Here is a 23,351-nt window from a genome sequence, read left to right on the forward strand (position 1 = left end):
CGACCGGCCGCGGGTCGCGCTAACTGACCGGCGCCGGGAACGCGGCCGGGCTGCGGCTGCCGTCCGGGCCCACCGCGCGGACGCCGAAGAAGACGTTGTCCTTCGACAGGTCGATCTTCGCCGTCCGCGCCGGGCCGACGTCGAGCGCGTGGGTCCAGTCCGGGGCCGTCGTCTCGCGCCAGAGGACTTCGTAGCCCACCGCGCCCGGCGTCGCGTCCCAGAGCAGTTCCGAGTCGTTCGTCAGCGCCGCCGTGCGGATCTTCACGCCCTTCGGCGTTCCCGGCGCCGTCGCGAGGGACCACAAGGCCGCGCCGTTGACGCGGGCCACCCTGGCGATGAAGGGGAAGTCGCAGAACTCCGGCAGGTCGCCGTACTGGACGCCGTTCTCCACGCGGACGTCCTGGTGCTGGTGGGCGAAGTCCTCGGCGGGCTCGGTGAAGCGCGCCGCCGGATAACCCTGTTCCAGGAAGCCGATGTGGTCGCCGCCGCGCAGGTAGCGGTCGCGGCGGTAGACCACGCGGACCGTCATGCCGGTCGCGTCGTTCTCCGCCACCGACTTCACGAACCGGGCCAGCTGCCGCGGCGGGGAGTCGTTCTCGCCGCCGATGCTGCGGCGCAGGCTCGCCTCGGCCGGCGTCTCCGCCGTCGGGACGCCCTCGGCGAACAGGCGGATCGTCGTCGGGTCGCGGGTGCCGTCGTCGGCGCGGCTCGACCCGACGATGTCGTCGGTGAACATCGCCTGGACGTCGGTGCCGGCCGCCTTGAAGCGCTGCGCCATGAACCGCGAGCCGTACAGACCCTGCTCCTCACCCGCGACCGCGGCGAAGACGATCGTCGCGGCCGGCTGCCGCGTCGAGAGCACCCGCGCCAGCTCCAGCGAAACCGCGACGCCCGAAGCGTCGTCGTCCGCGCCCGGCGCGTCCCCGGTGAAGTCCATGACGTCGGTGCGGCGCGAGTCGTAGTGGCCCGAAACGACGTACACGCGCCCCGGGTCGGTGGACCCGTGCAGCGTCGCGACGACGTTGGTGATCGTGGTCGGCACCGGGATCCGGTCGGCCGGCGGCTGGACGTAGGACTGCAGCTCGACGGTCAGCCGGCCCCCGGACGCGACCGCGACCTGCTGGAACTGGGCCAAGAGCCAGTCGCGGGCGGCGCCGATGCCGCGGCCGGGGTCGTCCTGCGCCGACAGCGTGTGCCGCGTGCCGAACGCGGCCAGCCGCCGCACGGTCGCCTCGATCCGCCGTTCGTCGACCTGGCGGAGCAGGGCCCGCAACTGCGGGCCGGGACGCTGCGGGCGGACCGGCGCACCGGGCCCGCGGTCCCCGAGTTCGGCGGCACCGGCCGGCGCGCCCGCCGCCAGTCCGAGTGCGGCCGTCGCGGTGAGGAACGCTCGTCGTGAGGTCACGGTCGGTTTCTTACGCCCGCGCCGCCCCGGCGGGTACCGCCTACTTGGTGAGCCGCTTCCCGGCGGCGTCGTAGGCGATCAGCGGCGTCAGGACGGCGGAGTTCGGGACGGCGACGGGGTCGAACCAGAAGATGACCACGTCCGGGTCGGCGGTCCACCTCGTCAGCTTCGCTTCGACGGTCTTGCCGTGCACCGTGGTCGTGATCCGCGCCGCCTGGCCGGCGAAGTAGCCGAAGACGGGGATGACCTCGTCGCCGGAGAGCTCGCCGCCGTCGGTGGCGTGGAAGCCGAACGACCGGTCGGAGCCGCGGAACTCGTTGGTCATGAGGGCGGCCTGCAGCGTCTCCCCGGAGCGGAACCCGGCCACCACGCCGAAGTGGATGTCCGGCAGCTGAGGCAGGTCGACGGCCCGCGCGAAGAAGACGATCTCGCCCCGGGCGGTCTTGATCCCGGTCCCGATGACCTCGCCCAGCGGCTGCTCCGCGGGTGGCGCGGTGGTCGTGGGGGTGCTCGACACGGGCGCCGGCGGCTGCGCGACCGGAGCGGACGCGGGCTGCCGCACCTGGATCGCGAACCCGACCACGAGCACGACGACGGCCGCGGCGGCCACCCCGGCGGCCCCCGCCAGCACCCGGCGGCGACGCCGGATGCGCGTCCCACCAGCCATGATCGCGGCGAGGTCCGGCTCGGCGAACGGCTCGTCGGGCGGCTGCCGGAGCGCGGCGCGGAAGTCGTCGAGGTCGTTCATCGCCCGCCCCCTCCGATCAGCGTGTCTTCGGTGCCCGCTTCGATCCGCAGCTTGGCCAGCGCCCGCGAATTCGTGCTCTTCACGGTACCCACCGAAACCCCGAGCTCACGGGCCACGTCGGCTTCCGGCAGGTCGAAGAAGTGCCGCAGCACGACGACGGCGCGTTCCCGCGCGGTGAGCGTCTTGAGCACGGCGGTGAGCCAGGCGCGCTGGGTGACGGCCTGGTCGACGTCGAGCCGGTCCGGCCGCTCGGGCATCGCCTCGGTGGCGTACTCGCGGATCGGGCGCCGCCAGCCGTCGATGACGTGGTTCACCAGGACGGTCCGGGCGTAGCCGTAGGCGTCCTTGTGCCGCACCCGCGACCAGGCGGCGTAGGTGCGGGTGAAGGCGGTCTGGGCGGCGTCTTCGGCCTGGTGGCGGTCGCCGGTGAGCAGGAACGCGGCGTGGGTGAGCCGGGCCGAGGACGCGCGGACGAACTCCGCGAACTCCTCGTCGCCGCGCGCCATGCGTCACCCCCTGTTCCTCACCCAGCGACGGGCGGGCCGCGGAAAGGTTGCTCGTCGATCATCCGAGCGTACGCGCGGGCTAAATTGACCCCATGCGTTCTTTGAGGGGGATCCTCGCCGCCGCATGCCTGCTGACCTGCGTCGCAGCGTGTTCGAGCGGCACCACGACGACGGCGGCTTCGACCCCACCGCCGCCGGCCACCACTTCGGTGAGCAAGCCGAAGCCGACCACCACACCGACACCGACTTTCACGCCTGCGGTGTCGCCGGCCAAGCTGACCGGAGCCTGCCCCCTGCTGGGCAACGTCGAACTGGCGCAGCTGCTCGGCGTCGCCTGGAACGCGCGGGAGCCGAGCGAGATGCCGCCCGAGCCGATCGGCCCGGGCAAGGCGTTCCGGTGCTCGTACCCGGTGGGCGAGCTCTACGTCCTCGCGGTTTCGGGCGGCAAGTCGCCGGACGCGATGCTCAAGCAGCTGCAGTCGGAGTGCGACGACGCCGCGAAGCCGGTGCCGGGCGCCGGGGAGGCGGCGAGCTACTGCTACGGGAAGGGCTACAGCTCACTGGTCATGGTCGCCAAGCACGCGCACGGCCAGCTGCGCGTCGCCGAGGTCGAAATGGGCCGCAGCCGGGCCGACGTCTGCGAATCCCTCGCCAAACTGCTCGGCGAGCGACTCTAGACGTTGCGTAATCGATATCTCGCGCTCGGTCACTGAGGACTAGATTATCGGACGTGCGCTTCCGTGCGCGAGCTTCACCGCCGGGCGGACACCGACCTGCTTCGGGGTCCGCACCGGGCGGTTTCACGACGGCGGCGCCGGCGTTCGGCGCCGGCGCTGCCGTCATCCAGCTACTCCGAGAAGTCCCCGGACGGCGCACCCCAGCCGGAAGCGTCGCCGCCGCGCTCTTCCGCGATCTCCCGGCGCCGCGCGTTCTCGGCCCGTACCCGGTCCACTTCGGACTGGATGTACTCCTCGTCGTACCGCTGGAACACCCGCGCCGGGTTGCCCGCCACCAACGTCCGGGGCGGGACGTCCTTCGCCACCACCGAATTCGGCTGCACCGTCGCGAAGTCGCCGATCGTCACGCCGGCCATGATGACCACCAGGCCGCCGATGAAACAGCCCTTGCCGATCTTCACCGGTTTGCGCTCGATGAGGTCGCTGCCCGAATGGTTCTGCAGCGTCATGTTCGCCAGCCAGCTCGAGTGCGTGAAGATCAGCGTGTTCAGGCCGATGCTGGTGTGCTCGCCGATCTCCAGGCCGCCGCTCGCGTCGAGGGCCGCGCCCTCGCCCACCCAGCAGTGGTCGCCCATCTTCAGGTTCTCGGGGCTGATGATCTTCACGCGCTCGCGCACGCGGCACGTCGACGGCAGCCCGTAGAACTGCGCGCGCTCCGCGTCGTTCATGTACTGCGAAACGAGCTCGGTCAGGATCTGCGGGCGCAGCCGGTGGCTGCGCTCGTCATCGAAGAACATCGGCTTCCGACACCAGCTTCTCGAAGGTACGCAAGTGCTCTTCCGCGACGACGTCGAGGCCGAAGTTCGACCGCACCATCTCGGACTCGCGCTGCGCGATCAGGGCCCGGCGGTCGGGGTCGTCGAGCAGCTCGATCACCGTGCGCGCCACGGCTTCCGCGTCGTCCGGGCGCACCAGCAGCACGTTCTCGCCGTTGCGCAGCTCGATGCCCGGGTAGTTGTCCTCGGTGACGGACGCGATCGTCGCGGTGCCCGAAAGCATCGCCTCCAGGGACGCCGTGCCGCAGCCGCCGTTGAGGTCGTGCGTCACGATGTCCGCCGCCGCGAAGTACGCCGGGACGTCCTCCTTCGGGACCGCGCCCGTGACGACCAGTGCGTCCGAGACGCCGAGTTCCGCCGCCCGCTTGAGGAACGCGTCGTGGTAGACGCGGCCGACGACGACCACCCGGACGCCCGGGTGCCGGTCCAAAATGGACGGCAGGGCCTCGATCAGCGGGAGCCGGTTGCGCAGCGGGATGACGTGCCCGAGCGAGACGATCAGCGGTGCGTCGCCGATTTCGTGCTCCGCGCGGACGTCCTTCGTCACCGGCTTCGCGAAGTGCCCGGTGTCGACCGCGATCGGGAAGTACTCCGAGTTCGCGTCGCTCGTGCCGTAGCGGTCGACGCAGTAGTCGACGCCGAGCTTGTCGAGGATGACGTACCGCGGCTTGATGTAGGCGAGCATCGGCCGGACGAGCACGGCGTCCAGCAGCCGGAACACGCCGCCGTACAGCTTGTTGTCGCTGATCAGGAGCGTGTGGATGGTCAGAAGCGCCGGAATGCCGTGCCGCCGCGCGTAGATCCCCGCGAGCCACGACAGGTCGAAGAACTGGCCGTGCAGGTGGATCGCGTCGGGCTTGAACTCGTCCAGCAGCTTCCACAGCCGCCGCCAGTTGCCGGGCCGCAGCGAGGCGAAGCTCATGTCGAAGTCGATCGACAGGCCGATCTGCGGCATCTTCACCGCCGGGAGGCGCACGACGCGGTAGCCGTCGCGCTCCTCCTCGGCCGGCGCCTCGCCGTAGGCCGCCGTGATCGCCAGCACCTCGTGCCCGGCCTCGACGAACTGCGCCGCCAGCGACGCCGACATGTGCGCGCTGCCGCCGACGCGGGGCGGGAAGAAGTTGTTCACCACCGCGATGCGCATGGCTCGTCCCCTGGCCGGCCCCGCGCTGGCACTCACTCGGTTTCCTTGACCAGATCCCGCATGCCGTCTTCGACGGTGATCCGCGGCTCCCAGCCCAGCACCTCACGCGCGCGGCTGATGTCGGCGGCGCGGCGCGAGACCAGCACGTCACGCTCGTTGAACAGCGGCTCGACGTCGACGCCGACGGCCTCGATGAGGATCTTGGCCAGCGCCGCGATCGACGTGTCGATGCCGGTGCCGATGTTGATCGGCACGTTCGCCTGCTCCGACTCCAGCGCCGCGACGACGGCCCGCGCGAGGTCGGTGACGTGCACGAAGTCCATCGACTGGTCGCCGCGGCCGTCGATGATCGGCGGCTGGCCGGCGCGCAGGCGCTGGATGAAGTGGTTGATGACCGAGGTGTAGTAGGCCTCGATCTTCTGGCCGGGGCCGTACACGTTGAAGAACCGCAGCGCGTTCCAGGACAGGCCCTTGGTGCGCTCGTAGAAGCCGAGCATGTCCTCGCCCGCGCGCTTCGAGATGCAGTACGGCGTGAGCGGCTTCAGCTCGTCGTCCTCGTGCATCGGCAGCCGCTTCGGGTCGCCGTAGACCGAAGCGGTCGAGGCGAACACCAGCCGCTCGACGCCTTCGTCCGCGGCCGCGGCGAAGACGTTGTGGTTGCCGACCATGTTGATGTCGATCGACTCGTGCGGGTCGGCGATCGACTTGTTGATCGACACCGTCGCGAAGTGGATGACGTGCGTGCAGCCGCGCATGGCCTCACGCACCGCACCGCCGTAGCGGACGTCCTTTTCGACCAGCTCGACCTGACCGGTGGCGACGAACTCGTTGACGCGGGCGCGGTCGCCGCGGGTCATGTTGTCGAAGATCCGGACCGTGTAGCCGCCCTCGATCAGCAGGGGGATGACGTGCGCGGCGATGAAGCCGCCGCCCCCGGTGAAGAGCACCTTCTTGTCGGACACCAATTTCTCCTCGGTCGGGCGGCTTCAGGACAGGGACTGCACGGCGGCGCGCACGACCTCACCGACGCGGGTGACCTCGGCGTCGGTGAGGTTGGCGTGCATCGGGATGGCGAGCTGGCGCGCGAACGCGTCGGCGGAGACGGGCAGCGGGGGTTGGGGGCCGTAGACCGGCTGGAGGTGGGAGGCGTAGGTGCCGAAGTTGCACTGGACGCCCTGTTCGCGGATCCGCAGGGCGAGCGCGTCACGGCTGAGCTCCGGCGCGACCGTGAGGAGGTAGGCCTGCCACGGGTGCTCGCGGTCGGGCAGTTCCACCGGGACGGTCAGCGCGTCGACGTCCTCGAAGGCCTCGTGATAGCGCTTCGCGACCGAGCGGCGGGCGGCGAGGAGGTCGGGCAGGCGGTCGAGCTGGACGTTCATGATCGCGGCCTGGACGTCCGACATGCGGAAGTTGTAGCCGAGCTCGTGGAACTCCGGGATCGGCAGCGTGGCCGAGCCCTCGCGGCTGATGGCCGGCTCGATGCCGTAGGTGTGCAGCTTGCGGGCGTGCGCGATGAGGTCTTCGCGGTCCGAGACGAGCGCGCCGCCCTCCCCCGCGGTGATGCCCTTGCGGCCGTGGAAGGAGAACGCGGCGAGGTCGGCGAGGCTGCCCGCGGGCCGCGTCCGGTACGTCGCGCCGGCGGCGCAGGCGGCGTCCTCGAAGAGCCAGAGGCCGTGCCGGTCGGCGATCGCGCGGTATTCGTCGAAGTCACCGGGCTGGCCGGCGACGTCGACGGCGAGGATGCCGACGGTCTTGGGCGTGATCAGCGACTCGACGTGGGCCGGGTCGGCGCTGAAGATGTCCGGGCGGATGTCGGCGAAGACCGGCTTCGCGCCCGCTTGGACGACGGCGTGGCCGGTCGCCGGGAACGTGTAGTCGCCGACGATCACCTCGTCGCCGGGCCGGACGCCGAGGACCTTGAGCCCCAGGAAGAGCGCCGAGCCGCAGTTGGCGGTCGTCAACGCGTGCGCGGTGCCGGTGGTCCGGGCGAACCGTTCTTCGAAACGGCGGCACGCCGGGCCGGCACCGGCCAGCCAGCCGGACCGGAAGACCTCCGCGACGGCCGCGAGCTCTTCTTCACCGACGGTCGGCTGACCTAGGGCAATGCTGTCGGACGACATACCTCTCCCATTGCGTGGGGACCCGGCGAAGTGTATATACGCACGCTCAGCTGATTCACAGGCCCACGCCGTACTCCACTTTCGAGTGACGCCGCTCGCGGCCCGATCGACGTCTTACGCTGGGCACATGCGATTCGGGGTACTGGGGGCCGTCGCCGCGTGGACCCCGGACGGCACGCCGGTGGCGGTGGGCGGACCGCGCTCGCGGACGCTGCTGGCGTTGCTCGCGCTGGAGGCCGGGCGGTTCGTCCCGGCCGACCGGCTGATCGACGGCATGTACGGCGAACACCCGCCGGACGGCGCCGCGAACGCGCTGCAGTCCCAGGTGTCCCGGCTGCGGACGGCGCTGAAGGACCTGGCCCCGGTCGAGTTCACCGCGGCCGGGTACCGGCTGGCCGCCGGACCGGACGAAGTGGACGTTCACGTCTTCGAACGCCTGGCGCGCGAAGGCCGGGCGCTGCTGAAGAACGGCGACGCCGCCCGGGCCGCAGAGCTGCTGGGCGACGCGCTCGCGCTGTGGCGCGGGCCGGCGTTCAGCGATCTGGCGGACGCGCCGTTCGCCGCCGCCCAGTCCACGCGGCTGGAGGAGCTGCGGGCCGACGCGGTGGACGACCACGTCGACGCCCGGCTGGCGCTGGGGCAGGCCGAAGACGTCCTCATCGGACTGCGGGAGACCGTCGCCGCGCGGCCGCTGCGGGAACGGCCGCGGGCGCAGCTCGTGCGGGCGCTGGCCGCCGCGGGCCGGTCCGCCGACGCGCTGGCCGCGTTCGAGGACGCCCGCCGCACGCTCGCCGACGAGCTGGGCGCCGACCCCGGCGCGGAACTCGCCGAAGCCCACCTCGCCGTCCTTCGCGGCGAAGCCGAGAAGCCGGTGCTTCCGGCGCTGCCCGCCCAGCTGACCAGCTTCGTCGGCCGGGACGCCGAACTGCGGCAGGTGGCGGAGCTGCTGGGGCGCAGCCGGCTCGTCACGCTGACCGGGCCGGGCGGCACCGGCAAGACCCGGCTGGCCGTGGAAGTCGCCGCCGCCGACCCCGGCGCGGTCGCGTTCGTGGAGCTGGCTCCGCACGAGGGCGACGGCGTCGTCCGCGCCGTGCTGACCGCGCTCGGCCTGCGGGACGGCTCGCGCGGTGGCCCGCAGGACCCGGTCGAGCGGCTGATCGGCGCGTTGCGCGACCGCTCGACGTTGCTGGTGCTCGACAACTGCGAGCACGTCGTCGAGGTCGCGGCCCGGCTGGCCGCGCGGCTGCTCGCCGCGTGCCCGGGGCTGCGGGTGCTCGCGACCAGCCGGGAACCACTCGGCATCACCGGCGAGCAGCTGGCCCCGGTGCCGCGGCTGGCCGTCCCGCCACCGGGCACGCCCGCCGGCCAGGCGCGCACGTTCGCGGCGATCCGGCTCTTCGCCGACCGCGCGGCCGCGAGCGATCCCGCGTTCGCGCTCGACGAGACCACGGTCGGCGACGTCCAGCACATCTGCGCGGCCCTCGACGGCCTGCCGCTGGCGCTCGAGCTGGCCGCGGCCCGGGTCCGGACCCTGCCCGCCGGCGAGATCGCGGCCCGGCTCGACGACCGGTTCCGGCTGCTGGCCCGCGGCAGCCGCACGGCCGAAGCGCGGCACCGCTCGCTGCGCGGCGTCGTCGAATGGAGCTGGGACCTGCTCGACGACGAGGAGCGCGAGCTGGCGCGGCGGCTCACGGTGTTCGCCGGCGGCGCGACCGCCGCGGCCGCCGCCGAGGTGTGCGGCGCCGACGTCGACCTGCTGCCGTCGCTGGCCGACAAGTCGTTCGCCGAGGCGGCAGGCGGCCGGTTCCGGATGCTGGAGACGATCCGCGCGTTCGGCGCGGAGAAGCTCGCCGAGGCGGGCGAGACCGAGCGGGTCCACCGCTCGCACGCCGAGTACTTCCTGCGGTTCGCCGAGGAAGCGGACCCGATGCTGCGGACCGCGGCGCAGCTGGAGTGGCTCGACCGGATCGACGCGGAGTACGACAACGTCCTGGCCGCCCTGCGCTGGGCGACCGCGCACGACGTCGCGCTGGCGCTGCGGCTGGTGCCGCCGCTGGCGATGTACTGGTGGATGCGCGGACGGCGGTTCGAGGGCGCCGGGTTGTCGATGGAGGTCGTTTCGCGCTGCTCGCCGGAGGACCAGGAGCAGTACCCCGAGGAGTTCCTGGTCTGCGTGCTCGGCGCGCTGTCGGGCCATCCCCGCGAAACGCTGGAGCAGTACCTGCCGCTGGTCCGCCGGTACGCGGAGACCGGCGACTGGACGCCGCGGAACCCGATGCTCGTGATGCTCATGGGGGTCGTCGCCGGGCCGCCCGGCGACGACGAGCAGCTGCTCGGCCGCGGCCAGGGCCTGCTCACCGGCGGCGACGCGTGGGGCTGGGCGCTGCTGCCGATGGGCCTCGGCCTGCGGGCGATGATGACGGGCGAGCTGGCCGAGGCCGAGGAAAGCCTGCGCGAGGGCGCGGCGCAGTTCCGCGCGCTGGGTGAGCGGTGGGGCCTGTCGATGGCGCTGGACCACCTGTCGCAGCTGCTGACGTGGCGGGGCGGGCACGAGGCCGCGCTGCCGCTGATGGACGAGGCACTCGGCCTGATGCACGAGATCGGCGCGACGGACGACGTGGCCGACCTGACCTGCCGCCGTGCGTGGACCCGGCTGCTCTCGGGCGACCCCGCGGGCGCCAGGGCCGACTACGAACTCGCGGCGGCGACGGCCCGGCGGGCGGGCATGCCGGAGTCCCGCGCGGCGGCGTACATCGGCTTGGCGAACCTGGCCCGCTACGAAGGCGACCTGACCGCGGCGAGGTCGTTGAACGAGCGCGCGCTGGCGGAGTGCCCCGGCGGGTCGTTCGCGGCGGAGACGGCCCGCGCGGGCGCGCTGATCTCGCTGGGCTGGCTGGCGGTGGCGGAGGGCCGCGTGGCCGACGCGGCCCAGCTGCACCGGGAGGCGCTGCTGACCGGGCACCGGTGGCACGCGGGTGACGTCGTGGCGTTCGCGCTGGAGGGGCTGGCGGGCGCCGCCCCGCCGGAGCAGGCGGCGGTCCTGCTGGGCGCGGCGGCCGGCGTCCGCGGCACGGCGATCCCGGGCGACCCGGACGCCGGCGCGGTGCGAGCCCGCGTGCGCGAGTCGCTGGGCGCGGAGGGCTTCGAGCGGGCGTACGCGACCGGCGCGGGGATGAGCACGCAGAAAGCGCTCACCGCCGCCGGTCTAGCGGGCTGACCCGGACGTCTTGAATGAGTCATTCAGGACCTCCGACGTCCTGAATGACTCATTCAAGACGTTCGCGGGCTGGTGAGCGGGACCGCGTGCCGGTCGCCGGACCGGACCATCGCCAGCAGCGGTTTCGCCAGGACGCTCAGCAGCCGGGCCGCGATCGGCCGTCCGTTGCGCCGGGCGATGTCCGGTCCGAAGCGGTCCATCAACGCCACCAGCCCCGGCAGTGTCCGCACGAACAGCGTCGCCTCCTCGATCAGGCCGCCGTCGGTCAGGCGCAGGACCGCGGCTTCCTCGATCTCCTCGCCGCCGATCCGGGCGGTGTAGACCACCACCCGGGTCCGCTCGTCGCCGACGTCGGTGTGGAAGCGGATATCCGTCAAGTGCGCGTACGCGACTTCGATCAGCGGCCGCAGTTCCGCGTGCCCGCTGAAGCGCACCCGGGAAGTCAGCGGCGAGTGCAGCACCGCGTCCGGGGCGAACGCCGTCATCGCCAGGTCGACGTCGCCGGTTTCGGTCGCGCGCCGGTAGGTCTCCGTGCTCATCGTTCCCCCTCGGTCAGCGCGGCGAGCCCGCGCCACAACAGGTCGGCCGTCAGCGCCACGACTTCCTCGCGCGGGACCTCGCGGTGGCGCCACCACCAGGTCGCGATCGCGTTGAGCGCGCTCTTGCACGCCTCCGCCAGCACCTCGTCGGCCAGCGGGCGCGGGATGCGGGCGGTGAGGTCCAGCGGCACCCCGTGGAACAGCCCGGCCAGGTTGGCCGTCGCCCTCGCCTGGCCCTGCCGGTGCACCGAAGCCACGGCCGGGTCCGACGGCGTCTCCGCGAAGATCATCCGCCAGCCCCGCTCGTGGGACTCGATCCACGCGAAGATCGCCGAGACGCGGCCGCGCAGCAGCACTTCCGGGTCGTCCGACGGCGGCAGCGCGCCCCAGCCCGCCAGTAGACCGTCCACTTCGGACTCCAGCAGCGCCGCGTACAGCTCCGCCTTCGCCGGGAAGTGGTCGTAGAGCACCGGCGTGCTGATCCCGGCGGCCGCCGCGACTTCACGCATCCCGGCCGCGTCGTAGCCCGCCGAAGCGAACACGTCCCCGGCCGCGGCGAGGATCCGCGCTCGCCTCGCCTCTCGGGTCAACCGCTTACCTGACATCGGTTAGGTACCTTACCTGACAACCGTTAGGTAACGCCAGCGAAGCATTCGCGTAGCCTGGTCGATCGTGCGCAACGTGGTGGTCGTCGGGGGCGGGATCGTCGGTCTGGCCGTGGCCTGGGAACTCACCAGGCGAGGGCTGGACGTCACCGTGCTGGAGAAGGAATCCCGGTGGGCGGCCCACCAGACCGGGCACAACTCGAACGTCGTGCACGCCGGGCTCTACTACAAGCCCGGCTCCTTCAAGGCGCGCATGTCCGTGGCGGGCAACCGGTCCATCGTGGACTTCGCGCGCCAGTACGGCGTGCCGGTCGAGGTGTGCGGGAAACTCGTCGTCGCCACCGACGAAAAAGAGATCCCCGCGCTGAACACGCTCGCCGAGCGGGCCGAAGCCAACGGCGTCCCGGCCAAGAAGATCTCGCCCGCGGAAGCCCGCGAGTACGAGCCCGAGGTCTCGTGCGTCGCCGCGCTGCGGGTCGAGTCCACCGGGATCATCGACTTCCCCGCCGTCTGCCACGCGCTCGTCCGGCTGCTCGACGAGGCCGGCGTCGACCTGCGGCTGGACAGTCCCGCGCTGGCCATCCGGGCCGGCGCGAACGGCGGGGTCGAGGTCGCCACCGGCAACGACGTCGTCGTCGCGGACGCCCTCGTCAACTGCGCCGGCCTGCACTCCGACCGCGTCGCGCGGCTGGCCGGCCTCACGCCGTCCGCGCGGATCGTGCCGTTCCGCGGCGAGTACTACGAGCTCAAACCGGAACGCCGCGGCCTGGTCAAGGGCCTGATCTACCCGGTGCCGGACCCGACGCTGCCGTTCCTCGGCGTGCACCTCACGCGGATGCTCGACGGCAGCGTGCACGCCGGCCCGAACGCCGTGCTCGCGCTGCGCCGCGAGGGCTACCGCTGGGGCGACTTCTCCGCGAAGGACGTCGCCGAGGTCGCGGCCTTCCCCGGAGTCTGGCGGCTCGCGAAGAAGTACGCGTTCCCGACCGGGCTCGACGAGGTCCGCCGCTCGTTCTCGAAGAAGCGCTTCGCCGCCAGCCTCGCCCGGCTCGTGCCCGCCGTCACCGAGGCCGACATCGTCCGCCACGGCTCCGGCGTCCGCGCGCAGGCCATGCGCCGCGACGGCTCGCTCGTCGACGACTTCCTGATCGAGACCGCGCGCGACCAGGTGCACGTCCTGAACGCGCCGTCACCGGCCGCGACGAGCGCGCTGGAAATCGCGCGCCACATCGCCGACCAGGTGTCGGAGGGCTAGCCAGGCAGGTTGGGCGTCACCAGCGGCAGGGCCTGCTTGACGATGTCGCAGGTCTTGGTGTCGTCCCCGATGAACCCGCTGACCACCTGGATCGACGACGTCTCGGTGACCGCCAGGGTCGCGCCGCAGGTCGCCCGCAGGCCGCCCATGTTCGGGAACAGGCCCCACTTCTTGCCGCCGACGTCGAGGGTCTCGGTCGCGCTGACCCCCTTCGCGCCGGGCCAGTCCGTCACCGGCGTGCTGGGCCCGAACCAGACCTCGAACGCCTTCTGGCCCTGGTCGCCGTCGGTGTCGTCCCAGAGGCAGTAGGTCGAGTTCGGGATCACGGTCGAGTTGGTCTTCTCGCCGGTGGGCGCGATGTTCTTCAGCTGCGCGACCTGGTCGGGCTTGAGCGTCGCGCACGGGTCCGCCGACAGCAGCGGTCCGCCCGGCTCCGGCTTCGCCGAGGTCTGCGGCGTGATCGGCGGCGCGTCCTGCCCGCCCGGCAGGTGCGCCGCGGCCTGCGGGATCGCCTGCTTGACCAGTTCGCACGACTTCTCGAGCTTGCCCGTCGAGACGCCGACGAAGGCGAACGACTTGTCGCCGAGCGAGGCGTAGAACGTGCAGTCGTCGGGGAGGATCGAGCCGTACTGCGTCCAGCTGAGCCCGCCGATCTCCTGCGGCGAGGACTTCGGGACGGCGCCGGCGATGTACTCGTTGAAGTCCATGTCCGTCGCGAGGCCGACGCTGAGCACGGCCGACAGGTCGTCGTTGTCCTTCAGGCTCCACAGGCACATCGGCGGCTGGAGCCGTTCCTTGTTCTCCGGCGTCGAACGGCCCGGCTGCTGGTAGCCGAGGGCGTCGATCTGGGCCTCGTCCAGGAGCTTGCAGGCGTCGACCGCCTTGACGACCGGGCCCTGGCCGGGCACCGGCGACGCCGAACCGCCGACCGCCACCGTGCACCCGGTCACCACGGTGACCGCGGCCAGCGCCACCGCGACCTGCCACTTCATGCGCATGAATCCTCCCGTTCGGCCCGGACTGTACTGGGCCGAACGGGTGCGCACCGGGGATCCACCCAAATCAGCGGGGGGTGAGGACTTCCTGGCCGCCGACGAACGGCCGCAGCGCCGCCGGCACGCGGACCGAGCCGTCTTCCTGCTGGTGGTTCTCGACGATCGCGACGATCCACCGGGTGGTGGCCAGCGTGCCGTTGAGCGTCGCGGCGATCTGCGGCTTGCCGTTCTCGCCGCGGTAGCGGACCGACAGCCGGCGGGCCTGGAACGTCGTGCAGTTCGACGTCGAGGTCAGCTCGCGGTAGGTGTCCTGCGTCGGGATCCACGCCTCGCAGTCGAACTTGCGGTGCGCGGACGTGCCGAGGTCGCCGGTCGCGGTGTCGATCACCCGGTAGGGCACCTCGATCTTCGCGAGCATCTGCTCTTCCCAGCCGAGCAGCCGCTCGTGCTCGGCCTCGGCGTCCTCCGGCTTGGCGTAGACGAACATCTCCACCTTGTCGAACTGGTGGACGCGGATGATGCCGCGGGTGTCCTTGCCGTACGAGCCCGCCTCGCGCCGGTAGCAGGACGACCAGCCCGCGTAGCGGTTCGGGCCGTCGTTCAGGTCGAGGATCTCGTCGGCGTGGAAGCCGGCGAGCGGCACCTCCGACGTGCCGACGAGGTACAGGTCGTCGTCCTCGAGGTGGTAGATCTCGCTCGAGTGCTGGCCGAGGAAGCCGGTGCCGGCCATGATCTCCGGGCGCACCAGCGACGGCGTGATCATCGGCGTGAAGCCGTTCTCGAGCGCCTGCGCGATGGCCATGTTGAGCAGGCCGAGCTGCAGCTGCGCGCCGACGCCCGTGAGGAAGTAGAACCGCGAGCCCGACACCTTCGCGCCGCGTTCCATGTCGACGCCGCCGAGCGCTTCGAGCAGCTCGAGGTGGTCCTTCGGGGCGAAGTCGAACTTCACCGGCTCACCGACGTGCTTGACGACGGTGAAGTCGTCCTCCCCGCCGACCGGCGCGTCCGGGTGCACCAGGTTCGGCACGGTCCGGAAGAGCTGGTCGAACTCCTCCGACGCGGTGTTCTGCTCCGCCTCGGCCGCCTTGACCTGCGCGGCGAGCTCCTTGGCCGTGGCCAGCAGCCGCTGCTTCTCTTCGGGCGGCGCCTTCGGGATCTGCTTGCCCAGGAGCTTCTGCTCGTTGCGCAGCTTGTCCGCGGCCGCGATCGAAGACCGGCGCCGGGAGTCGAGGGAGAGCAGCTTGTCGACCACTCCCTCGTCTTCACCACGAGCGCGCTGCGACGCGCGCACGGCTTCCGGGTCATCGCGCAGAGTCCTGGGGTCAATCACGAAGACACAGGGTAGTCCGTACAGACTGTGCGGCCCTATTGGGTTATCCCGACAGTCTGATCGTTGAAGCGCTGTTCACGGCGTCCTCATACTCCAGGGAAACCCCGGAGGAGGCGCCCCGATGACCGACGAGCTGCTCGCCCGGCACCGCGCAGTGATGCCGTCCTGGATGTCGCTGCTCTACGAAGAGCCGATCGAGATCGTCCACGCGCACGACCGCCGCATGACCGACTCGCAGGGCCGCACCTACCTCGACTTCTTCGCCGGGGTGCTGACCAACTCGATGGGCTACGACGTCGCGGAGATCGGCGACGCGGTCCGCAAGCAGCTCGACACCGGCATCCTGCACACCTCGACGTTGTACTTGATCAGGTCGCAGGTCGAGCTGGCCGAGCGCATCGCGAAGCTGTCGAACATCCCGGACGCCAAGGTGTTCTTCACCAACTCCGGCAGCGAAGCCAACGACACGGCGCTGATGCTCGCGACGCAGTTCCGCCGCAGCAACCAGGTGCTGGCGATGCGCAACTCCTACCACGGCCGCTCCTTCGGAACGGTCGCGATCACCGGCAACCGCGGCTGGTCGGCATCGGCACTGAGCCCGGTCAAGGTCAACTACGTCCACGGCGGCTATCGGTATCGAAGCCCGTTCCGCGACATGTCGGACGCCGACTACATCAAGGCCTGCGTCGCGGACCTGGTCGACGTACTGGACACGGCGACCGCCGGCGACGTCGCGTGCCTGATCGCCGAGCCGATCCAGGGCGTCGGCGGCTTCAGCCTCCCCCCGGACGGCCTGTTCCGAGCGATGAAGGAGGTTCTGGACGAGTACGGAGTGCTGTTCGTGTCGGACGAGGTCCAGACCGGCTGGGGCCGCACGGGCGAGCACTTCTGGGGCATCGACGCCCACGGCGTGACCCCGGACATGATGACCTTCGCCAAGGGCCTGGGCAACGGCCTGGCGGTCGGCGGCGTGGTAGCCCGCGGCGACGTCCTCGACTGCTTCCAGGCCCAATCGTTCTCGACGTTCGGCGGCAACCCCGTCTCGATGGCGGGAGCAACAGCGGTCCTGGACTACATCAAGGACCACGACCTCCAAGCGAACTGCGCGGCCCGCGGCGAGCAGCTGCTCAACGGACTGCGCGCCGCTTCGTCGCCGATCGTGGCCGAGGTGCGCGGCAAGGGCCTGATGATCGGCATCGAGCTGATCAAGCCAGGCACCACGGAGCCGAACGTGCCGGCGGCAGCCCGAATGCTGGAGGAGACGAAGAAGCGCGGGTTGCTGATCGGCAAGGGCGGCCTGCACGGCAACGTCCTGCGCCTAGGCCCACCCATGACCCTGACCGCAGACGAAGCCCAGGAAGGCCTGAACATCCTGGTAGACGCACTGGCAGCGACGCACGCAGCCCTGTAGAACCAAGCAGCTGGGTGGTCATCCCGTCGCCTGAGGCCGTCAAATCACTTTGAGCCAGGCCCGCAACCCAAAGACCAACGCGAGACAACGACGCAACCTTGCGGGCCTGGCTCAAAGTGATAGGCCTCAATCAGGCGACGGGATGACCACCCAGCGACCCACCTCGAGAAGGGGAGAGAGCAGCGGGACGGGTGGTCATCCCAGAGCCTGCCCGTCCGGCGAGGACAGTCTTTTGCTTGTTCTCCGGCGGAAAGGCGGGTCCGACCTCCCCCGCCCCTCCGGTGGGATTTTCAGCCGCCGGTCGGGTTTGTCAAGGCGGGAAAGCGTGCCTTGACAAACCCGACCGCCGACTGAAGTGAAGGCTGGGACGAGGGGCGGGGGAGGTCTGGTGACCTCGTGGTCGGCTTGCGTTGCCGGCCGCCCGTTCGCGGGTGGGCTGAAGGGCTAACCCCGCACAAACCTCACCACGTGTTCCGCCAGCTCCTCGCCCTTGTCCTCCTGCAAGAAGTGCCCCGCTCCCGTGATCACCGGGTGCTCCACCCCCTGCGCGCCCTTCATCGCGCGCTGCAGTACCGGGCTCATCCCCCCGGTGATCGGGTCGCCGTCGGAAAACGCCACCAAGAACGGGATGTCCAGCTCCGTCAACGTCTTCCAAGCCGCGCGGTTCGCCTCCGATGCCGGGTCGTCTGGGCGGAACGGCACCAACGACGGCATCGCCCGCGGGGCGGCCTTGTACATCTCGTTCGGGAACGGTGCGTCGTACGCCGCCCGCTCCTGCTCCGACAGCTTCGAACGGCAGCCCGATTGAACGAAGCGGGCGATGTCCAGGACCTGGGCGTTCTCGACCGCCTCGCGGAACGAGTGCCAGACCGCCGGCATGTCGGTGTCGCCGGTGGGCAGGCCCGTGTTGGCCGCCACCACCCGCGCGAACCTGGTCGGGTTCTCCGCGACCAGGCGCAGGCCGATCAGGCCGCCCCAGTCCTGGCCGACCAGCGTCACGTCGTGGAGGTCGAGGGCGTCGAACGCGAAGGCGCGCATCCACTCCACGTGCCGGGCGTAGGTGTGGTCCGTCAGGTCGCCCGGCTTGTCGGAGCGGCCGAAGCCGACCAGGTCCGGGGCGATCGCGCGCAGGCCCGCGGCCGCCAGGACCGGGAGCATCTTGCGGTAGAGGTAGGACCAGCTGGGCTCGCCGTGCAGCAGCAGCACCACGGGACCGTCCGACGGCCCGGCCTCCACGTACCCCACTCTGATCACGCCGTCGTACGGGTCGTCGAGCTCCGCGTACTTCGGGTCGAAGGGGAAGTCGGGCAGGTCCGTGAACCGGTCGTCCGGTGTCCTCAGCAGGCGCACGAACCCCACGCTAGTGGGAACGGAAGAGCCGGGCCACGCGCGGCGTGGCCCGGCTCACACCCGTCCGGGTCAGGAGATGCCGACCGCCACCACGAGGCCGAGGCCCAGGTGCGCGGCCGCGACGACGATGCTGACCGGGGCGAACTTCTCGCTCTCGATGGTCGACGCCACGTCGATGCGGGTCGCCCATTCGAGGAGCCGGACCGCGATGACCTGGACGATGATCCCGAGCAAGCCGTAGACCAGCGACGTGATCAGGCCTTCGGTGAGGTCGCTGGCCGAGTTGAAGATCGCCACGACGACGATGAACGCCATCGAGAGCATCCCGGACGCCGTCACGATCACCGCGTTGGGCAGGCCCTGCGTGACCAGCTTCGACAGCTTGCCGGGCGTGGTCCAGTCGATCGCGTAGAAGCCGGCGAACATCAGCAGCAGGCCGATGACGCCGTACAGCAGGATCGCGCCGATCCCCCGCACGAGGTCGGAGCCGAACGTGTCGGACAGCGCAAGGGTCGTGTTCACGAGTTGTCTCCCAGGGGAAAAGAGCTGATCAGCGACGGTGTTCTATCACGACTCGACGATGCGATGTGGGACAAATGCCGCACCGTCGTCGGTGACCAGGCCGCCGGTCTCGCGGATGCCGAGCCCGGCGGAGCTGTCGCCGACGATCCACGCGCCGAGTGCCGGCCGGTAGCCGTCGAACTCGGGCAGTGGGTCGAACGCCTGGTAGACGAAGCCTTCGGCGCCGTAGACGCCGTCGGTCTGGGTCTCGTAGCCGGTCGCGACGATCTGGACGTTGGCACCCTCGCGGCCGAGCTTCGGCTTGCGGACGTACTCGGTGAGCAGGCCGGGGTCGTCGGCGAACGCGGGCAGCAGGTTCGGGTGACCCGGGTAGTTCTCCCACAGGATCGCCAGCAGCGTCTTGTTGGAAAGGATCATCTTCCAGAGCGGCTCGATCCACAGCGTCCGCGGCAGCGACTCGACGGCGTGGCGGCCGAACTCCTCGTCGACCACCCACTCCCACGGGTACAGCTTCAGCACGGTCGCCATCTGCTGCTCTTCGAGGTCGACGAACCGCTTGAGCACCGGGTCCCAGCCGATCTCCTCGATCGCCAGTCCCACCGTGTCCAGCCCGGCCTCGGCCGCCGTCTCCTGGAGGTACGCCGTGGTGACGTTGTCCTCGCCGCTCGGGTCCGCGGCCGACCAGGTGAAGTGCAGCTCGTTCGACGGCAGCTTGTCCTGCAGGGACGCCCAGCGCTCGACGAGCTTCTCGTGGATCGAGTTCCACTGGTCGTCGTCCGGGAAGACGTCGGTCTTCCAGTGCCACTGCAGCAGCGACGCCTCCAGCAGCGTGGTCGGCGTGTCCGCGTTGTACTCGAGCAGCTTCGCCGGCGACTTGCCGTCGTAGCGCAGGTCGAACCGGCCGTAGACGTGCGGGTCCTGCCGCTTCCACGACTCGGCGATGTGCGGCCAGACCCACTCCGGGATGCCGAACCGCTGGTAGCCCTCGGTCGTCACGACGTTGTCGACGGCCTCCAGGCACATCGAGTGCAGCAGCTCGACGTCGGCTTCGAGCGAGAGCACCTCGTCCATCTCGAAGACGTAGTGCACCGATTCGTCCCAGTACGGCCGCGTGCGGCCGCTGCTGTCGCGGGCCGGCGTGCCGTAGACGAGTCCCTGCTCCTCGACGATCCGCTGCCAGTCACGCCGCGGCTCGCGCCGGTCCCGGTACACCTAAGATCCCCCGCTCTTGCCGCTGCCGCCGGTGCCCCCGGTGGTGCCGCTCTTCCCGCTGATGCCGAAGCCGCCGCGCTGGACGGACTTGCCGGACTTCGTGTTGACGTTGGTGCGCGACGACGGCGCGTCGTAGGAGCCGCCGGAGACGCGCTGCCCGATGGTGCCGGTGCCGCCGTAGTTGTAGCGGTAGCTCTGGTAGCCGCCACCGCCGATCGGCAGGAACAGGAAGCCGCCGCTGTGGTAGCCGCCGTGGGAGGTGACGTAGTTGTCGTCGCAGTAGTCGTCGTTCTGGACGATGCCGTCCTTGTCGGTGCAGACCGCGGTCACGTCACCGGTCGGCCTCGCGACCGTGTAGAACGTCGCGACCAGGCCGACGAGCCCGACGGTCACGCCACTGCCGATCAGGATCTTGCGCCGCGTGGCCGCCTTGGCATCGGCCTGGCGGGCCAGCTCCTCGTCGCGTTCCTCCTGCGCGAGCGCCTGCTGCCGCGCCCGCTGTTCGGCGACCGAAAGCTGCTTGGGCTGCGTGTTCGAGTCCTGGAATCTCATCGAACCGCGCTTCGGCGGCTCGGGGGGCGGCTGGTCCCCAGTGTTGCTGTCCTGCGTCATGTGCGCTCCGTAATCCCGGCCACCACGAAACCGTGACCCACCCTAACCACCCTAGGTCGCGCACGTCGCGCGCGGCGCGGGCATCATGGACTGCGATGTCTCCCAGCGCCGATCGGTTCCCCACCGCCACGCAGACGCTGCGCACCCGCGTCGTGATGGGCGGGATCTTCGCGGGCGCGCTCATCGCGCTCGCCCTCAGTGTCGTGTTCTCCTGGAGCGACGGCATCACCGGCGGCTCCGGCGGTGGCGCCGGCAAGCTGTCCGCGGCCGCCCAGGAGGCGTTCCACTCACCCCCGGGCAGCTGCCTGACCTGGGACAACCCGGACGCGAGCGACGCGCGGAAGGTGGCCTGCACCGAGCCGCACCTGTTCGAGGTGACCGCGCTGGCGGACATCGGCGCCCAGTTCCCCGAGGGCGCGCCGGTGCCGTCGCTGGACCAGTGGCAGCAGATCGCGCAGCAGAAGTGCACCGCCGACGTGAAGCCGTACCTCGGCCACAACCTCGATCCTTACGGAAAGCTGACGACGAACCTGCTGCGCCCGACGCCGTCGCAGTGGGACGACGGCGACCGCCAGCTGCGGTGCGGCCTGCAGTGGGCGGGCCCCGGCGGCAAGCTGCTGACGACGACCGGGCCGGCCAAGGAGCAGGACCAGTCGCTGGTCTTCGAGCCCGGCACCTGCCTGGCGCTGCAGGGCAAGGGCGTCGGCGACCCGCTGGACTGCGCCAAGCCGCACTCCTACGAGATCGTCGCGACCCTCGACCTCAAGACGAAGTTCAAGGACGGCTACCCGAAGCAGGACGACCAGAAGGCCTGGCTCGACACCGAGTGCACCAAGGCGGCCGCGGACTACACCGGCGGCGCCGACCTCGACGCGAAGAAGCTGATCCTGACCTGGGACCTGCGGGAGCAGGAGAGCTGGGACGCCGGGTCCAGCAAGGTCAACTGCAAGGTGGCGGCGCTCCTGCCGGACAAGAGCGGCCTGCAGGCGGTCACCGGCAGCGTCAAGGCCGCGCCCGCGGGTCCCGACGGCGGCCAGCCGCAGGACGGTGGCCAGCCCCAGGACGGCGGCCCGCCGTCGGACGGTGGCGGCGGTCCGGCCACGTCGAGCTCGGCCCCGCCGACCTCGACGTCGAAGAAGAACGGCTGATGCCGGTCGAGATGAGCCGGGAGCGGTTCGAGGAACTGGTCTCGGAAGCGCTGGACGAGGTGCCGCCCGAGTTCGCGCGGGCGATGGACAACGTCGTCGTGCTCGTCGAGGAGTTCAACGACGAGGCGCCGGACATCCTCGGGATCTACCACGGGGTCGCGCTGACCGAGCGGACGTCGTCGTACGGCGGGGTGCTGCCCGACCGGATCTCGATCTACCGGCAGCCGATCCTCTCGATGTGCGAGGACGAGGACGAAGTCGTCGAAGAAGTCCTGATCACGGTCGTGCACGAGCTGGGCCACCACTTCGGCATCGACGACGCCCGCCTGCACGAACTCGGCTGGGGCTGAGCCCGCAATGTGACCCCTGTGGGCTGACTGCGCGCTTATCCTGTTACCCGAAGTCATTGGGTGACTGCGATAAGTGCTGGGGGCCCCGATGGACAACGCACCGAGCCTCCCGTGGTTGCTGACGTCGAGCGCGGCTTCCAACCTCGGCGACGGCATCGGCAAGGTGGCGCTGCCCCTGCTGGCCACGACCCTCACCCACGACCCGGTGCTCATCGCCGGGCTGTCCGCCACCCAGTTCCTGCCGTGGCTGCTGTTCGCCGCCGTCGCCGGTGCGCTGGTCGACCGGATCGACCGGCGGCGCGCGATGGTCGTCGCGAACGCCGCCCGCGCGGCCGCGGTCGGCGTGCTGGCCGTGCTGGTCGCCTCCGGCGGGATGACGATCTGGCTGGTCTACCTGACCGCGCTGGTCATCGGGACGGCCGAGACGATCGCGGACAGCGCGGCGAACGCGCTGGTACCGGCGGTCGTCGGCGGTGGCTCGCTCGACGGGGCCAACAGCAAGCTGCAGGCCTGCGAAATCGTCGGCCAGACGTTCCTCGGCGGCCCGATCGGGAGCCTGGCCTTCGCGCTCTTCGCCGCCTTCCCGTTCATCCTCAACTCCGCGGGCTTCGCGATCGCGGCCGCGGTGCTGCTCGGGCTGGCCGGCACCTACCGCGGGCAGGGCGAGAACCGGCCGCCGGCGAAGCTCCGCGCCGAGCTGGCCGACGGCCTGCACTGGCTGCGCGGGCACGCGCTGCTGCGGCGGCTGGTCGTCGTCGCCGGTCTGCTCAGCCTGGTCAGCGAGCTCGCGCAGGCGCAGCTGGTGCTGTACGCGCTCGACGACCTCCACCTGTCGGACGCGGCCTTCGGGTTCTTCGCGTTCGTCGGCGGGATCGGCGGCCTGATCGGCGCGGGCGTCGCACCGCGGCTGGTCCGCGCGGCCGGGCGCCACGCGGTCGTCGTCGGCGGGGTCGTCTGCTGCGGCGCCGGCTTCGGCGGGATGGGCCTGGTCCGCTCGCCGGTCGCCGGAGCCGCGCTGTTCGGCCTCTTCGCGGCCGCGGTGGTCGCGGTGAACGTCGTGCTCGCGACCGCGCGGCACACGCTGGTGCCCGGCGAGCTGCTCGGCCGGGTGCTCGGGGTGTGGCGCACGGTCGTCTGGGGCGCGATCCCGGTCGGCGCCCTGCTCGGCGGGGTGCTGACCGACGCGCTCGGGTCGGCCGCGCGGACGTTCGCGGTGTCCGGCGTGGCCATGCTGGCGATCGCCGCGTTCGCGTTCGGCGCGCTGCGGCGGTTCCCGCTCGGTGACGAATCGGACTCAGCCACGGCGCTGATGCACCAGGATCCGTGAATGTGAGCTGGAATAGCTCCTCACCCAGGTGGTGAGGAGGCG

At 71.1% G+C, this 23,351-nt stretch carries 22 protein-coding genes; 7 read left to right on the forward strand and 15 right to left on the reverse strand.

Annotation, left to right across the window (positions count from 1 at the left end):
* Positions 1 to 19: 19 nt before the first annotated feature.
* Genes SD460_RS05045 through SD460_RS05055 form a run of 3 tightly spaced genes read right to left on the reverse strand, consistent with a single transcriptional unit; the run spans position 20 to position 2,659 of the window.
* Entirely contained in the window at positions 20 to 1,405 is a 1,386-nt protein-coding gene (locus SD460_RS05045) for a M20/M25/M40 family metallo-hydrolase (RefSeq protein ID WP_318305954.1), read from the reverse strand.
* Between the two features lie 40 nt (positions 1,406 to 1,445).
* Positions 1,446 to 2,153 carry a hypothetical protein gene (locus SD460_RS05050; RefSeq protein ID WP_290061648.1) on the reverse strand — a complete coding sequence of 236 codons (708 nt, stop codon included), beginning with the start codon at positions 2,151 to 2,153 and terminating at the stop codon, positions 1,446 to 1,448.
* Positions 2,150 to 2,659: a SigE family RNA polymerase sigma factor gene (locus tag SD460_RS05055; protein WP_290061649.1), complete on the reverse strand. Its 510-nt coding sequence runs from the start codon at positions 2,657 to 2,659 to the stop codon at positions 2,150 to 2,152. The genes SD460_RS05050 and SD460_RS05055 overlap by 4 nt, the downstream gene beginning before the upstream one ends.
* Before the next feature lie 92 nt (positions 2,660 to 2,751).
* Between SD460_RS05055 and SD460_RS05060 the strand changes: the two genes are divergently transcribed.
* On the forward strand, positions 2,752 to 3,336 hold the full coding sequence (locus tag SD460_RS05060; RefSeq protein WP_290061650.1) for a hypothetical protein: 585 nt from the start codon (positions 2,752 to 2,754) through the stop codon (positions 3,334 to 3,336).
* 170 nt (positions 3,337 to 3,506) lie between these two features.
* Here SD460_RS05060 and SD460_RS05065 read toward each other — a convergent pair whose 3' ends face one another.
* From SD460_RS05065 to SD460_RS05080, 4 genes are read right to left on the reverse strand one after another with little or no spacing between them, the layout of a single operon-like run.
* A complete protein-coding gene (locus SD460_RS05065; RefSeq protein ID WP_086849473.1) occupies positions 3,507 to 4,133 on the reverse strand; it encodes an acyltransferase in 627 nt (208 codons plus the stop codon).
* Positions 4,120 to 5,316, reverse strand: coding sequence for a glycosyltransferase family 4 protein (locus SD460_RS05070; RefSeq protein ID WP_290061654.1), 1,197 nt, complete (start codon positions 5,314 to 5,316; stop codon positions 4,120 to 4,122). Before SD460_RS05070 ends, SD460_RS05065 begins: the two co-directional genes overlap by 14 nt.
* Positions 5,317 to 5,348: 32 nt before the next feature.
* Positions 5,349 to 6,278, reverse strand: coding sequence for an NAD-dependent epimerase/dehydratase family protein (locus SD460_RS05075; protein ID WP_290061651.1), 930 nt, complete (start codon positions 6,276 to 6,278; stop codon positions 5,349 to 5,351).
* A gap of 24 nt (positions 6,279 to 6,302) precedes the next feature.
* On the reverse strand, positions 6,303 to 7,436 hold the full coding sequence (locus tag SD460_RS05080) for a DegT/DnrJ/EryC1/StrS family aminotransferase (protein ID WP_290061652.1): 1,134 nt from the start codon (positions 7,434 to 7,436) through the stop codon (positions 6,303 to 6,305).
* A 127-nt stretch (positions 7,437 to 7,563) separates the two neighbouring features.
* Between SD460_RS05080 and SD460_RS05085 the strand changes: the two genes are divergently transcribed.
* Positions 7,564 to 10,653: an AfsR/SARP family transcriptional regulator gene (locus SD460_RS05085; protein ID WP_318305955.1), complete on the forward strand. Its 3,090-nt coding sequence runs from the start codon at positions 7,564 to 7,566 to the stop codon at positions 10,651 to 10,653.
* 53 nt (positions 10,654 to 10,706) lie between these two features.
* Here SD460_RS05085 and SD460_RS05090 read toward each other — a convergent pair whose 3' ends face one another.
* Positions 10,707 to 11,192: a nuclear transport factor 2 family protein gene (locus tag SD460_RS05090; protein WP_290056682.1), complete on the reverse strand. Its 486-nt coding sequence runs from the start codon at positions 11,190 to 11,192 to the stop codon at positions 10,707 to 10,709.
* A complete protein-coding gene (locus SD460_RS05095; RefSeq protein ID WP_438860621.1) occupies positions 11,189 to 11,797 on the reverse strand; it encodes a TetR/AcrR family transcriptional regulator in 609 nt (202 codons plus the stop codon). Before SD460_RS05095 ends, SD460_RS05090 begins: the two co-directional genes overlap by 4 nt.
* Before the next feature lie 67 nt (positions 11,798 to 11,864).
* Here SD460_RS05095 and lhgD point away from each other — a divergent pair, with 67 nt between their 5' ends.
* Entirely contained in the window at positions 11,865 to 13,052 is a 1,188-nt protein-coding gene (lhgD, locus tag SD460_RS05100; protein ID WP_290056680.1) for an L-2-hydroxyglutarate dehydrogenase, read from the forward strand.
* Here the strand turns inward: lhgD and SD460_RS05105 are convergent.
* Together SD460_RS05105 and serS are read right to left on the reverse strand one after the other, a co-directional pair.
* A complete protein-coding gene (locus SD460_RS05105; protein ID WP_290056679.1) occupies positions 13,049 to 14,050 on the reverse strand; it encodes a DUF3558 family protein in 1,002 nt (333 codons plus the stop codon). The two genes, lhgD and SD460_RS05105, sit on opposite strands and share 4 nt — an antisense overlap.
* Positions 14,051 to 14,114: 64 nt before the next feature.
* Entirely contained in the window at positions 14,115 to 15,377 is a 1,263-nt protein-coding gene (gene serS, locus SD460_RS05110) for a serine--tRNA ligase (RefSeq protein WP_290056678.1), read from the reverse strand.
* 121 nt (positions 15,378 to 15,498) lie between these two features.
* Between serS and SD460_RS05115 the strand changes: the two genes are divergently transcribed.
* The gene (locus tag SD460_RS05115; protein WP_290056677.1) at positions 15,499 to 16,788 is read left to right on the forward strand and encodes an aspartate aminotransferase family protein; all 1,290 of its coding nucleotides are present in this window, start codon (positions 15,499 to 15,501) and stop codon (positions 16,786 to 16,788) included.
* A 444-nt stretch (positions 16,789 to 17,232) separates the two neighbouring features.
* Here the strand turns inward: SD460_RS05115 and SD460_RS05120 are convergent, their stop codons facing one another.
* The 4 genes from SD460_RS05120 to SD460_RS05135 form a co-directional block, all read right to left on the reverse strand.
* On the reverse strand, positions 17,233 to 18,138 hold the full coding sequence (locus SD460_RS05120) for a haloalkane dehalogenase (RefSeq protein ID WP_290056676.1): 906 nt from the start codon (positions 18,136 to 18,138) through the stop codon (positions 17,233 to 17,235).
* A gap of 69 nt (positions 18,139 to 18,207) precedes the next feature.
* Complete coding sequence (locus SD460_RS05125) at positions 18,208 to 18,660, reverse strand: DUF350 domain-containing protein (RefSeq protein WP_086678937.1); 453 nt, start codon at positions 18,658 to 18,660, stop codon at positions 18,208 to 18,210.
* A gap of 45 nt (positions 18,661 to 18,705) precedes the next feature.
* Positions 18,706 to 19,872 (reverse strand): glutathionylspermidine synthase family protein, encoded by a 1,167-nt coding sequence (locus SD460_RS05130; RefSeq protein ID WP_290056675.1) that lies wholly within the window; start codon positions 19,870 to 19,872, stop codon positions 18,706 to 18,708.
* Complete coding sequence (locus tag SD460_RS05135; RefSeq protein ID WP_290056674.1) at positions 19,873 to 20,424, reverse strand: hypothetical protein; 552 nt, start codon at positions 20,422 to 20,424, stop codon at positions 19,873 to 19,875.
* Between the two features lie 155 nt (positions 20,425 to 20,579).
* Between SD460_RS05135 and SD460_RS05140 the strand changes: the two genes are divergently transcribed.
* The 3 genes from SD460_RS05140 to SD460_RS05150 all read left to right on the forward strand — a co-directional run bounded on the left by SD460_RS05140 (position 20,580) and on the right by SD460_RS05150 (position 23,309).
* Positions 20,580 to 21,632, forward strand: a complete 1,053-nt coding sequence (locus SD460_RS05140; protein WP_318305956.1) for a septum formation family protein — start codon at positions 20,580 to 20,582, stop codon at positions 21,630 to 21,632.
* The gene (locus SD460_RS05145; RefSeq protein WP_290056686.1) at positions 21,632 to 21,982 is read left to right on the forward strand and encodes a metallopeptidase family protein; all 351 of its coding nucleotides are present in this window, start codon (positions 21,632 to 21,634) and stop codon (positions 21,980 to 21,982) included. The genes SD460_RS05140 and SD460_RS05145 overlap by 1 nt, the downstream gene beginning before the upstream one ends.
* Before the next feature lie 88 nt (positions 21,983 to 22,070).
* On the forward strand, positions 22,071 to 23,309 hold the full coding sequence (locus SD460_RS05150; protein ID WP_318305957.1) for an MFS transporter: 1,239 nt from the start codon (positions 22,071 to 22,073) through the stop codon (positions 23,307 to 23,309).
* Positions 23,310 to 23,351 lie beyond the last annotated feature (42 nt).

It is taken from the genome of Amycolatopsis solani (genome assembly GCF_033441515.1).
Taxonomy (GTDB): Bacteria; Actinomycetota; Actinomycetes; order Mycobacteriales; family Pseudonocardiaceae; genus Amycolatopsis; species Amycolatopsis solani.